Below are 12,930 nucleotides of genomic sequence, written 5' to 3'. Positions count from 1 at the left end.
GGGCAATGACTGTCGCCGCATTGGCTTGTACAGATCTTGAACAATGTCCAAGGACACAACTTGACCCGAGTATTCGACGCGTCCCCACTCTCCGGAAATATTGATAACCATCGGTTGGACATCGGCCAGGAGCGGCTGTCGGCGCTTTATCAGACCGATCTGATGGATAGCGGCCCCGAGGAACGCTTCGACCGTCTCACGCGGCTGGTGGCGGCGACCCTGTCGGTGCCGGTAGCGCTTGTTTCCCTTGTGGATGCGAAGCGACAGTTCTTTAAAAGCACGTTCGGGCTGCCCGAACCGTGGAAGACCGAGCGCGAAACGCCCTTGACGCATTCGTTTTGCCAGCACGTCGTTTCCAGGGCCGCGCCGCTGGTGATAGCGGATGCCACGCTTGATCCTCTCGTTTGCGACAATCTTGCGATACCGGAATTGAATGTTCGCGCCTACCTCGGCATACCCCTGAAGAGCGAGGATGGCCACGTTCTGGGATCGCTGTGCGCTATCGATTCTATTCCCCATACATGGACGGCCCGCGAGCAGGAAATCCTTGCAGATTTCGCCAAACTCGTCGAAGAGCAGATCTCGCTGCGGGAGCGGGTTGCCGAAATGGCGCGGTTCGACGCGCAGCGTTCCCTCATCCAGGGTGAGCTTGCCCATCGTATCAAGAACATCTTCTCGGTAATCTCCAGTCTGCTTATCGTGTCATCGAGAACAAAGACCGATCTCGACGGCTTCGTGCGAAGCGTCACAGGACGGATACAGGCGCTCAGCAAGGCGAACGACTTTATCATCAACGTCAAATCCGATGGCGACGGATTTACCGGCGGCCTTGGGAGTTTGATCGACGCGCTGCTCGCGCCTTTCAAGCGCAACGACCGGCATGTCAAGGTTTTCTGCCCAACGGTGTCCGTCGGCGAAAAGGCGGCGTCAGCCCTTGCCCTTGTCATCCACGAGCTGGCCACCAACGCGGCCAAGTACGGCGCGCTTTCGACGGTCGATGGCTATATCGATCTGACGGGCCGCTGCGAAGGCGACATCTTCCATATGGTCTGGCGCGAAGTCGGCGGGCCGCCGCTGACGCATGAGCCGTCCAGAAAGGGATTCGGGAGCAGAATGGTCGCCAGGACGGTCGAGGCGCAGCTCATGGGAACGCTCGAGCGAAACTTCCTGGCTGACGGCCTGGTGGTGACCCTCGACATTCCTACATCCATGCTTCAGCGATAGCGCCCGCATCTGTGGAGCGCCTTACATCGCTCCGGTCTAAAACCCACGGCACGCCTGTCAGTCCGCGAGATGGCTTTCCTTCATCCTGAGCGTCACCACGACGCCACCCTCGACCCAATCGTAGTCGATCGACCCGCCAAGTTGCCCGGAAACCGTGCGCTGGAGCAACTTGCTGCCGTAGCCTTCGGTCGGATCAGGCGCCCGCACGCCCTTGCCGCCGTGCTCGTTCCAAACAATCTCGACATCGTCTTCGACCAGCGACCCGGAAATGTCGAGCAACCCGGTGTCGTTTGACAGTGCGCCATATTTAAGCGAATTCGTCGCCAGTTCGTGAATGACCAGCGCGAGGCTCGTCGCCGCCTTCTCGCCGAGTCCCAATCGCGGGACCGCCACACGGATGCGGCCGGCGAAAGCGCCAACGTCATCATAGGGCGCCAGCAGCACCGTGAAAAGGTCACCCAGCAAAGCAGCGCTTCCCTGACCGTCGGGAAGCGGGCGGACCAGTTCATGGGCGCGGCCGAGAGCCGTCAGCCGCTGCGTCAGCTGCTTGGCCATATCCTCCTTCGTCTCGGTCGCGCGCGAGGTGAGCGTCGTCAGACCTGCCGCAAGGGCCAGCAGATTCTTCACACGATGGCTCATCTCGCCGGCGAGCAGTTCATGTCCCTCCTCCGCCTGCTTGCGGCCCGTTACATCAAGGAAAATGCCAGTCATCTTTTTCGTTGCGGCATCGCCGTCATTGCCCTGGCCACGCGCGGACACCCACCTGACATCCGACGCATCGGTCATGATACGGAAGTCAATTTCGAACGGGCCATCGACTGCACGTGTTGCCACGAATGCCGCCCGGACCCGATCGCGGTCGGCGGGGTGCACCTTTGCAGAGAGATGTTCGAAAGTCAGGTCTTCCTCGACGGGAATATTCCAAAGCTCATAGGCTTTGGCGTCCATCACGAACGTATCGTCGTCGACGATCCAGGTCCACAGTGCGACCCCGGCCGACTTTACAGCCCTCCTGAGCTCTTCCGCACTCCACTCTGGCTGTGATTTCGTTTGGCTCATCCTAAATCTCTTCCACCAAGTGCAAAAACGCTCCCCAGTCCAGAACTACCGGGCTGGACAAGCGTTATCAATGGCCTATGTGGGCTCTGCAAAAGTCCGATGGAAGTGCCATGAACCTACAAGTATCAGATCAATTTCAGGATATTTTTGTCGGCGACGGCGAAATGGCGCGTATGATGCGCCACCACGACTGGGCAAACAGCTCCCTCGGCCAACCGGACGCATGGCCTGAAGCACTCAAGGTAGCCATCCGTCTTCTGTTGACGTCGAAGTTTGAAATGTGGCTCGGATGGGGGCCGGAGATCGCGTTTTTCTACAATGATGCCTATCGACCAACGCTTGGCAACAAGCACCCGAATGCTCTTGCCGTGCCGACGAAAATACTCTGGTCAGAAATATGGGACGATATTAAAGGACGTCTGGCAACGGTTTACGAAACGGGTCACGCAACCTGGGACAGGGCGCTTCTTCTGTTGCTCGAGCGCGATGGCTACGCGGAGGAGACCTACCACACCTTCTCGTATAGCCCGCTCATAGGAGACGGTGGCAAAGTCGAAGGTGTTTTTTGCGCCGTCACCGAGGAGACCGAGAGGGTCATCAGTGAACGCCGCATGTCGACGATGCGGGCCCTTGCCTCGGGACTTGCGGCGGCAAACACCGAGCGTGAGGTCTTTAGCGCCTCTTACGCAGCGCTCAATGCGAACCTGCAGGACCTACCCTTCAGCGCTCTCTATATCTTCGACGATAAAGGCGACGCGAGGCGGGAGTGGATCTGCGGTTCTGCTACTGACCATGGTCTTATGCCTGCAGAAATCGAGCGTGGCTTAGGCATTTGGAGCCTCGACAGCGCCTGGTCGAAACAGGCTGTTGCTTTGGTAGACCTCTCGGCGATCGCGGACGTCCCATCGGGACCATGGCCAAAGGCACCGTCTCGAGCGGCTATAGTCCCCTTGATCGGACAGGGCAGTGACAAGCCAAAAGGAGTATTGATCAGTGGGCTCAATCCTCACCGAGCGCTTAGTGACGAGTACCTTGATTTCCTAAAGCTGATCGCGGGCCAGATAACCTCACGTTTGGCGAGCGCTGAGGCGTTCGAAACGGAGCGGCGGCGAGCGGAGGCACTGGCGGAGGCTGCCGAATTGCGAGAGCAGGCGGCCGCTGCGCTTGAGCAGCTCAATCGCCAGCTTTCCTCGGAGGTTGAGCTTCGCACGGCAGAACGGGACCGCATGCGCGCGTTGTTTCAACAAGCGCCAAGTTTCATGTGCATTTTGAGTGGCCCCGATCACACGTTCGAGCTCGTTAACGACGCCTATCTGCAGCTGGTGGGGCACCGCCAGCTTCTTGGTCTGAGTGTCAGAGACGCGCTCCCGGAGGTCGCCGGACAAGGCTTTTTCGAGTTGCTCGACGGCGTCTACCAGTCAGGCAATGCATATATCGGCCGATACCTGCCGGTATCACTCCAGCGTGAGGGCGAAAAGGAGCCGGACCAGCGCTTCATCAACCTGATCTACCAACCGATCTTTGATATTGAAGGTGCAGTTACAGGAATTTTCGTCGACGGCTTCGATGTCACGGACCAGAAACGCGCTGAGGATCAGCTTCAAAGCATCAATCACACCCTTGAGCAAAGAGTTGAGCAACGCACCCACGAACTGAGAACCGCTCTCCTGGATCTCGAGAAGGAAACCGTCGAGCGCGAAAACGCTCAGCTCGCCTTGAGGCAGGCGCAGAAAATGGAAGCGCTCGGAAATCTCACCGGTGGTGTCGCCCATGACTTCAACAATCTTCTTCAAGTCGTGAGCGGCAACCTTCAGCTCCTGTCCAAGGACATTGACGGAAATCCTCGCGCAGCCCAGCGTGTCGAAAACGCTCTGGCCGGCGTCGAGCGTGGGGCGAAACTGGCCTCCCAGCTCCTGGCATTCGGACGTCGGCAGCCGCTTGAGCCGAAAGTCATCAACGTTCGCAAGCTTGTTCAGAACATGGATGACATGTTGCGCCGGGCGCTCGGCGAAGAGATCGAACTTGAAACCATCGTCTCTGGCGGCCTCTGGAACACGCTTATCGACCCCAGTCAGTTGGAGAACGCCATACTGAACCTTGCAATCAACGCTCGGGACGCAATGGATGGCCGCGGCCGGCTGACGATTGAGACTGCAAACTCGGTTCTCGATGACGATTATGCCCGCAAGCATGAGGTCGTACGACCTGGCCAGTACGTTCTCGTTGCAGTGACCGATACGGGGTCGGGTATATCACCGGATATCATCGAGCATGTGCTCGAACCTTTTTTCAGCACTAAGATAGATGGCAAGGGCACCGGTCTGGGCCTTTCGATGGTCTACGGCTTCTTGAAACAGTCCGGCGGACACCTGAAGATTTACAGTGAAGTCGGCCATGGTACCACAATGAAGCTCTACATGCCTCGTACGATGCAAGCTGAGGATAGTCTGACGGATGTGAACGCCACTCCGGCGAAGGGCGGCACGGAGACCGTGCTCGTCGTTGAAGACGATGACGGGGTTCGGGAAACATCGGTGGCGCTGCTGACCGACCTTGGATACCGCGTTCTGAAATCCCACGATGCGCAGTCGGCATTCGCCATCGTGAACAGCGGCATCCAAATCGACCTGCTGTTTACTGACGTTGTGATGCCCGGCCCCATGCGAAGCACGGAGCTTGCCAGAAAGGCTAAGGCGCTGTTCCCTGGCATGGCGGTGCTTTACACGTCTGGCTACACGGAAAACTCGATCGTGCATGGCGGGAGGCTGGACCCCGGCGTCGAGCTGCTTTCAAAGCCATACACACGCGAGGCGTTAGCGCGCAAAGTTCGCCACGTCCTTGGCAATGCGCGCCAGCACCAGATCGCACGTGAGCGCCTGGAAAATCACGAGCCGGGCCCAGCTCGGAATGAGCAATCGCTCTTCGGCGCAGCTTTGAGCGTGCTCGTTGTGGAAGATGAACCTTTGATCCTGATGTCGACGGTCGATATAGTTGAAGAACTTGGCTATTCAGTTTTCGAAGCCGGCTCAGCCGAAAGCGCACTTTCGATACTGGGCGCGGAGAAGGTTGACGTCCTGCTCACCGATGTAGGACTGCCTGGCATGTCCGGAATCGACCTTGCGCGCAGAGTGAGAGAGAGTTGGCCCGAAACGCGGATCGTCTTCGCCAGTGGCGACAACAATGCAAAATCGGCCTCGGGTATAGCGTATGCGCTTCAACTGCCCAAACCGTTCACATTGGACCAACTGAAAGCCGTGCTTGCAGAAGCGAATTCATCGAAATGAAAATCTGCGGGCTTTGTGAAATAAAGCCGGCAGCATTTTCGCGCCCATATTGCCTAAATTAAAAACCCCGCCGAAGCGGGGTTTCATCATTACCAGGTCTGACGACCGTACCAGTCGTCGATATCCTTGGTCGTCTGGTCCTTGGCGTAGCCGTAACGCTCCTGAATCTTGCCTTCGAGCTGTTCGCGCTTGCCGTCGATCACATCGAGATCATCGTCCGTGAGTTTGCCCCACTGTTCCTTGATCTTGCCCTTGACCTGCTTCCAGTTGCCTTCAACGCGGTTCCAGTCCATCGGTGTCTCCTTTTGAGTTCACGAGAGATTAAACGCAGCTATCGCGGAGGTGGTTCCAGCGTACGCGACCACCGCGCGGATGTGTGCCGCAATTACTTTTTGATCTTGTCGTAATCGAACTTCGGCGCCTTGGAGAGATCATCCTTATTCGTATCGACGTAGGCCTTCCAGGTACCGTTGTCGTCTGCCAGAGCCAAGGATGCAGGATCGATCACGACATAGCTAGTGCCGAGCCCCAGAAAGCCACCGACGCTTGCGACAACACCGATCACAGACTTGCCATCGCCAATTACGATGTCGGAAATCTCGCCAATGTTCTCATCCTGCTTGTTGTAGATGTCGACGCCAACAAGCTTCGAGGTGACGAGATCGGTGTCTTTGATCTCTACGTATTTCAGCGGCATCGTTGCCATTTTTCCCATCGTGATTCCGGGCCCCGCCAAAATGGCATCCGTTCCCGTGGCAACAGTTTCCTGGGCGTGGGCGACGCCCGAGACTGCGACGAGCGAGAAGGCGGCGGCAATGATGGAAAGTTTCATACGTTGGCTCCTGTATAGCGGCCTGCGACGTCGCAGGCAGCCCATAAATGAGCAGACATCGACATTGTTCCGAAGCTTTCTTAAAACAATAACTTATCGAAACGGCATTGGTCTTCCAGTCACGGGCTCATGAGCAGTTCTACCATCGTCCCCAAACGCAATGCGTCCGGAGCACTTACCCGGGAACCGGATCCACTACTGCAATGCCAAAACCACAAGTGATGCAGCGAGCGCCGGCACCATCACTATGAATCCGACCTTCAAGAACGCCCAGGCGCCGACATTCAAACCCTCGCGGCGTAGCGCACTCAGCCAAAGAATTGTCGCCAGCGACCCCGTGACAGAGAGGTTGGGACCAATGTCAACGCCGATCAACACTGCACCGGCGACCTTGTCGGACACATCCGCCAACTGGACGGCGCTTCCCGCAACCAGTCCGGCCGGCAGGTTGTTGACGAGATTGGACAGCAGCGCGACCAGCGCGCCTGCGCCAGCGACAGTCCAGGTTGGAGATGTCGACGCACTATGGGAAAGGGCCTGCGCGAGATGGTCGATCAGTCCCGTCCGGTTCAACGCCTCGACGACGACGAACAATCCAGCGACAAGCGGCAAAACGCTCCACGAAACACCCATCAACGTCGAGACAGGACTTTGCCGGGTGATGAGCAGGACCGCGGCGGTTGCTAAGCAACCGGCAAGAAACGTCGGAAGGCCGAGATCGAAATGCATGACCGACGCGGACAGCAGGATGACGGCCGTGCCACACAACGCAAAGCCCGCCAGCTTCCCGCTCCATGATAGCGGTACGGCCTGCACATCGACGGCGACGCTATCGGCCCGGATTACCGAGCGCTGGGTCCAGTACAGTGCGAGAAACGTCACGACGATGGACGCGATCGCAGGCAGGCCGAAGGTTGCGAGCCAGCGCGACAGCGGCGGCATGTGCCCGCCCCCGAAAATCACCAAATTGGCCGGGTTGGAGATCGGAAAAACGAAGCTCGCGGCATTGGCAATGAACGCGCAGATGAACACGTACGGCATGGGATCGCGCACCTTGGCCGCCTTGCAGGCTGCGTAGACGGCCGGCGTCAGAACCACCGCGGTCGCGTCATTCGACAGGAACGCGGTCGCCACGACGCCGACGGCGTAGATCAGGACGAACAGTCGCCTGGGCGAGCCTTTTGCATAGGCGGTCGTGATCGAAGCAAGCCAGTCGAACAGCCCTTCCTGGCGTGCTAGTTCGGACAGCAGCATCATGCCGACGAGGAACAGGTAAACGTCGATCCCCTTGGCGACGCCGGTCCAGGCCTCGGCCGGGCCAATCAGCCCGAGCCCCACGAGCAGGAGCGCGCCGACGACCGCCCATACCGCTTCCGGCCAGGCAAAGGGCCGGGTGATGACACCGAGCGCGGTCAGGCCGGCTATACCCCAGGTCATGGTGAGTGCATTCATCGTACGTCCAAACCGAATTTCGGAACCGGCGACGGCCCATCGTCATCAGCGACCGGCCGTGGCATCCATATCGCCATTATGCGGCGGAGCAATACTTTCCCGGCCGATCACGAAGGCTGCGACAGCGAATGCGGCAACGCCGCCATGGACCCAGTAGGCAAGCCCGTAGCCGCCCATGTCCGTCAGCCAGCCGGCAACCACATTGCTGAGCGACGCCCCGACCCCCTGCACGGTCATCACCGCGGCAAGCCCGACATTGAACCGCCCCGTGCCGGCCAGGATCCTTTCCACCGCGACTGGGGTGGCGATACCGATCAGTCCGGCACCGATGCCATCGAGGATCTGCACGGGAAAGATGACGGAAAAATTTGTGAATGAACCGACAATCGCGCCGCGAACCGGCAGCGCCAGCAGGCCGATGAGGAAGATGCTCGCCAGGCCAAAACGGCGGATGAGAAACGGCGCCGCGAGCGCCATGACGATCATGGCAAGCTGCGAAACGCCCGTGGTCACCGCCGTGGTGCGGAACGGGGTGCCGAGCTGGATGGAAAAATCCTGGGCGATCAGGCGGCTGATCGGCGCATTGCCGAAGTGGAAGATCATCAGCGTTACGGCAAGCAGGATGAGCCCCTTGGTGCTGACCAGAACGGAATAGCCGGACGGACCGGGGGCGCCGTCGTCATGGGCAAGGCCACGCGCGACGTCATGATTGATCTTCTTCGGGTCGATGGCGAGCGTCGCCACAACGGCGGCCACCGCCGTCAGGACCATCAGCCCGATGATGCCGTTCAGGCCGAAAGCGACGGTCGCCGCATAGATGCCGGCAAGGGAAGCGACGTTGCCGAGATGGTTCCAGAATTCGTTTCTGGCCACCTGATGCGAAAAGCGCTTCTCCCCGACCAGCCCCAGCGTCAGGCCCATCAGCGCCGGGCCGACGATGGCGCCGACGATCGCCGTTGCCGATTGGCCACCGAAAACCGATGCGTTGCCGGGGCTCGCAAGCGTCCACAGTGCTGCTGCGTTGACCAGGACCACGGGAACGATGATAAGTGTGCGTTTGCGGTGAGACGCATCGACCCAAGCCCCGAACAACGGCGTTGCTACCATGCCCAGCACACCGCCGAGCGTGGCGACGATACCCAGCGTCATTGGTGACCAGCCTTGGGTCGCCAGAAAGCCGTCGAGGAAGGGCCCCAAGCCGTCGCGCGCATCGGCAAGGAAGAAATTGAGGAAGGCGAGCGCCAACAGGGACCGATCGCTCAGGCCTGTCCGTGAAGTGGTTTGCATACAGGCCTCGTCGTACGCCTAGCGTTAAGGGATGTGATGGCCGCTTGGAACGGACGATGAATACAAAAGTTCCAGGCGGCCGATTGCTGCAGAACTGCTGATATCGTTAGGGTTTGCCATGGCGCAGCATGTTTTCGATCAGGCCGTGGCGCGGGGGACCACCGGCCGGCCCTAGCGCTTCGACGCTGCCGTCCTGACGGATGATGTAGGTCGCGTGCAGGAAGCCGTGCTCGAAGCGGCCCTGGACGCTGACGGGTTCGTCGAGCGCGACGAGCTTTCCGCTGTCGCCGGCAGGCCCAGTCTCCACCAGCGCGCGTCCACTATTGTCCTGGACAATGAACTTATTGCCGAAGACTTCGGCCACCTTTCCCTTGACGGTCACGAGGCTCCAGTCCTGCATCGCCGAAATCGCAACCGGCGTTGTGGGGGCGAGTTCCAGGCCGGGACGCGCCAGTTTCATCGCACCGGCGCCGGCGGCCGCGCCAAGCGCTAGAATCGCGAACGCCGTGACGCCGAACGCCGCTAAATGACTCGTCCTTTTCTTGTGCGGCGGATGTGGCTTTGCACCGGCTGTAGAGCCCCGAAGGGTTGGAGTTGATGCGCCACAGGATCGGCGAGGCTGACGCCGGCCCAATCGACCTGCGAGAGAAGATCATGCGAATGAGACAGCGCCATGATCCGTTCGCGGATCCGCCTCTCGAACTCTTCAACTGAGCGGGAGCGGGTCGCCGTCTGCCGGATGACGGCCAGCACAATGGCGTATTGATTTCTAACGCGATGACTGATTTCTCGCATCAAAAGGCGAAGCCGGCGGTCGCTGTCGCGTGTCTCCAGATGTTCCGGGCGATGCTGGATGCACCGGCGAGCTCGCCGGCGCGGCTTTTGATGGGGGAGATAGTGATCGAGATTGGGATTATACGCCCATCTCGATGGTGACGTGTCGTCTGGAACGGTTTGACCTGAGACCCAAGTTTCCTCCTGGCGTTGTCCAGCATCGCTTCGGCGAGCAGCTTCTTCAGCTTGGCATTCTCATCTTCCAAGGCCTTCAGCTTGCGGGCATCGGATACCTCCATGCCGCCATACTTGGCCTTGTATTTATAGAAGGTCGCCTCGGATATTCCGTGCTTGCGGCAGACATCGGCCGTCCTCTGACCGCTCTCCTGCTCCTTCAGCATCCCGATGATCTGCTCGTCCGTAAACCGTGCACGCTTCATTCCGTCCGTCTCCTTGATATGACGGACTCTACCAAAATCTGTAGGAAGGTCAGGGGCTCAGGTCACTATGCCTGACGAGATGCTGGAAGAGTTCCGTAACCTAGGATTGGCCATCTACGTAGCGCCCTCTAAGACGTCGTTCATTCTCGGCGATGATATGAGCGGATATGCCTCGATAGGCTCACGTGGCGGTACGACAGGCACGCGTAGGGTTCGGTTCATGCCAATCGCACCTGACGTCGCTGTAGGCTACTGCGACACTCCCGGTGTGCATCTGGACCACTTAACGGCCATGGATGTGAGGCGCATGAACTAAGCCATGGCCAAGCAGTCATACCATATTGCTGGCCGATCGGAGGCGCAGATCGCTTCCTTGTCGCGCATCCCCTATTGTCCGCCCGACATAGTGAAAGCTTGGCTTGATAGTCGACATATGCAGGCCTGATGAAAATCTGACGTGGGAGTTACATGGTCTTTAGCTCGAGTTGTCATGTGCCGGAGATGTCGAAATGGGTACAAAGAGGCGTATCTCCGTCAGCGCGCATGGAATGTGGTCGCTCGCAAGCCTTTACCTACGTCTTCGCCTTGATGGGATATGAACTCACGAGACTTACACACTGTAGCTATCTGGACCAGGGATCGATCACTTTTCGCTTTTCAAATCAAGCAAGACGTGAACCGCGCCGACAATGGGATAGAGCTGTACAAGCTAGACATCCTATGCCCTCTTCTCGGCCGGTGCGCGGTTACTTTGCAATGCTCGCGACACGCGGCAGCGGTACGACGGGGCTGTTAGCAAGAGAGGCCGCGTCGGCAGCCTCTCCCGTCTGCAAGGGCTCCTATGCGGACAGGCGTCCACCGCCAGAGCGCGACCGGATCATCCACGGCATGACACTGGGAGATTTCACCAGAATGCCCTTCTTCTCTCCAAAAGAGCGAATGGCATTGCGTCCAGTCTTTACGGGTTTGTGACCATCGAAGGCCATGTAGCAGGTCTTCAATGCCGCGTCGTGAACGATGTCACGATCTCTCTCAGGCCATTCTTCTAGAAAATCGATGGCGTCCTCCAGGCACGTTATCTCTCGGATCAGCTCCCTGCGCTCCCTCAGATATACGGGTCTATCAAATACCTTAGAGTTCATCTCTACCTCACTGAAAACGTTGGTGATCAACAAGGGTGGTGTCGGGATCGAGCACCGACCGAAGATGTATTTCCACGGGTTTTAAGTTTCAAGATTAATCTCAGTGGCGCCGGCGAAAAACATGGCGAGATGGCGCCGTGCGCCTATGAGCCGCCTCCAGATCTCGCTCATCGATGACGGCGACTCTGCAGATGAACCACTCACCTAACTTACTGAGATCGCCCCAGTGGACACGAGGGCGGTAACGTCGAGGTCGAACCGTTCTGCGGGTTTTGACGTCCTCCCGGAGACCGGTTCGACTAAATGCAGAGAAAAAGAATGCTTCCGGCGTTGCTGTCGCTCAATCTCAGTGTCCGAAATCTTCTGTCCGACGTAGATCCCGTTATCGACTTTGTGTCCCTCGACGACAACAGAATGCTTCACTGTGAATTTCACTGGGGTGATGGTCATTGGTTTCCTCCGTTTGGCAGCACTTTGACACGTACCTGGCGGAAGCAAAACTCAATTACGAGGTGAAGACCTCCGTCGTAACCACTGGCATGCCTCGATAGGCATTGTCGTCGCGACGATCATGAAAAGGCTGGGATCGAAATCAGCCCCGCGGATGGACATTGAAGGTATTCGAGCAGCTCTATGATTGCCCCCTAAGTCGATCCTCGCGGGCACTCAATCCTGCGAAGATGGCGTATGGAAACGGCACAAATGCCTACAGCAGTTCGAGACAATTTAGATTTTGGAGACCAAGCGGCCGCTCGCAATCTCCGGTAGCTTGGATCGACCGGACATAAGAATAGGTTGGGCCGGGATCATGATGGAGCCTGATTCGAGGAATGAACATGCCGCACCGGAACCTTCGCCGCATCGCGCCAAAACACGCGCCGGCCGACGATCTGGCGCGCGCAATTGCCGATATCGACAGACAACTTGAGCAAATTAGACTCGCCAACGAGCCGATCCCATTCGACGTCTATCGCGCTCGGCGAATTCTGAGGGAGGCCCATGCGCGCTGCTCCAATCAAGTGGGGCTCCGCATCCCGATACTTTCCAACACGAGAGCTGCACGGATCGATTTGGTGCCTAGATCAGATCGACCCTGCAGGGACCCGGTTGAGCGGTACGAGGCGCTCCCGGGTTTTCCCCTTTCACCATTCGAGTCCCAAGATTTAACGGGTTGTCTTGCGCCGGTGACGCGGACAGATTTGCGCTCCCGCAAATCAATACGCGGCTTGAATGCCTATGAAGGGACAACCATGGCTTACGATTGGACTGGCGAAACAACACGCAAACGCAATCGATTGAAGCTGGCAACGGCAATCGTCCTCAGCCTCACCATCGTTCTCGGTATCCCTGCGGCCCTCTCACCGTTTATCTGAACGCAGTTAGCGAAACCGCACAGAGACAAGCCAGCCTCGCCTTTTCTTGGGATCAACTCACAC

Annotated in this window: 11 protein-coding genes and 1 pseudogene; 3 read left to right on the top strand and 9 right to left on the bottom strand. The window is 58.4% G+C overall.

Annotated features, from left to right (window positions below; genetic code table 11):
* The first annotated feature begins 60 nt into the window (after positions 1 to 60).
* Entirely contained in the window at positions 61 to 1,224 is a 1,164-nt protein-coding gene (locus tag MUU55_RS26555; RefSeq protein ID WP_244763788.1) for a GAF domain-containing protein, read from the top strand.
* A gap of 57 nt (positions 1,225 to 1,281) precedes the next feature.
* On the opposite strand, the gene MUU55_RS26550 is transcribed toward MUU55_RS26555, so the two are convergent.
* Positions 1,282 to 2,283 carry a sensor histidine kinase gene (locus MUU55_RS26550; RefSeq protein ID WP_244763787.1) on the bottom strand — a complete coding sequence of 334 codons (1,002 nt, stop codon included), beginning with the start codon at positions 2,281 to 2,283 and terminating at the stop codon, positions 1,282 to 1,284.
* Between the two features lie 164 nt (positions 2,284 to 2,447).
* Between MUU55_RS26550 and MUU55_RS26545 the strand changes: the two genes are divergently transcribed.
* Positions 2,448 to 5,567 (top strand): response regulator, encoded by a 3,120-nt coding sequence (locus tag MUU55_RS26545; RefSeq protein ID WP_244763888.1) that lies wholly within the window; start codon positions 2,448 to 2,450, stop codon positions 5,565 to 5,567.
* An 89-nt stretch (positions 5,568 to 5,656) separates the two neighbouring features.
* Here MUU55_RS26545 and MUU55_RS26540 read toward each other — a convergent pair whose 3' ends face one another.
* The 8 genes and pseudogenes from MUU55_RS26540 to MUU55_RS26505 form a co-directional block, all read right to left on the bottom strand.
* Positions 5,657 to 5,860, bottom strand: a complete 204-nt coding sequence (locus MUU55_RS26540; protein WP_244763786.1) for a CsbD family protein — start codon at positions 5,858 to 5,860, stop codon at positions 5,657 to 5,659.
* 92 nt (positions 5,861 to 5,952) lie between these two features.
* Positions 5,953 to 6,399, bottom strand: a complete 447-nt coding sequence (locus MUU55_RS26535; protein ID WP_244763785.1) for a PRC-barrel domain-containing protein — start codon at positions 6,397 to 6,399, stop codon at positions 5,953 to 5,955.
* A 195-nt stretch (positions 6,400 to 6,594) separates the two neighbouring features.
* A complete protein-coding gene (locus MUU55_RS26530; RefSeq protein WP_244763784.1) occupies positions 6,595 to 7,851 on the bottom strand; it encodes an arsenic transporter in 1,257 nt (418 codons plus the stop codon).
* A 45-nt stretch (positions 7,852 to 7,896) separates the two neighbouring features.
* A complete protein-coding gene (locus MUU55_RS26525; protein WP_244763783.1) occupies positions 7,897 to 9,138 on the bottom strand; it encodes an MFS transporter in 1,242 nt (413 codons plus the stop codon).
* A gap of 106 nt (positions 9,139 to 9,244) precedes the next feature.
* The gene (locus MUU55_RS26520) at positions 9,245 to 9,772 is read right to left on the bottom strand and encodes a hypothetical protein (protein WP_425314237.1); all 528 of its coding nucleotides are present in this window, start codon (positions 9,770 to 9,772) and stop codon (positions 9,245 to 9,247) included.
* Positions 9,661 to 9,933 carry an HWE histidine kinase domain-containing protein gene (locus tag MUU55_RS26515; protein ID WP_244763782.1) on the bottom strand — a complete coding sequence of 91 codons (273 nt, stop codon included), beginning with the start codon at positions 9,931 to 9,933 and terminating at the stop codon, positions 9,661 to 9,663. Before MUU55_RS26515 ends, MUU55_RS26520 begins: the two co-directional genes overlap by 112 nt.
* Before the next feature lie 185 nt (positions 9,934 to 10,118).
* A pseudogene (locus MUU55_RS26510) lies at positions 10,119 to 10,352 on the bottom strand (transposase); the annotation flags it as partial.
* Positions 10,353 to 11,191: 839 nt separating this feature from the next.
* Positions 11,192 to 11,494 (bottom strand): DUF982 domain-containing protein, encoded by a 303-nt coding sequence (locus MUU55_RS26505; RefSeq protein ID WP_244763887.1) that lies wholly within the window; start codon positions 11,492 to 11,494, stop codon positions 11,192 to 11,194.
* Between the two features lie 830 nt (positions 11,495 to 12,324).
* On the opposite strand from MUU55_RS26505, the gene MUU55_RS26500 reads away from it, so the two are divergent.
* Positions 12,325 to 12,867: a hypothetical protein gene (locus tag MUU55_RS26500; RefSeq protein WP_244763781.1), complete on the top strand. Its 543-nt coding sequence runs from the start codon at positions 12,325 to 12,327 to the stop codon at positions 12,865 to 12,867.
* Positions 12,868 to 12,930: the final 63 nt, after the last annotated feature.

It is taken from the genome of Shinella curvata (genome assembly GCF_022899935.1).
GTDB classification, from domain to species: domain Bacteria; phylum Pseudomonadota; class Alphaproteobacteria; order Rhizobiales; family Rhizobiaceae; genus Shinella; species Shinella curvata.
This window is presented reverse-complemented; position numbering and strand designations above follow the sequence as displayed.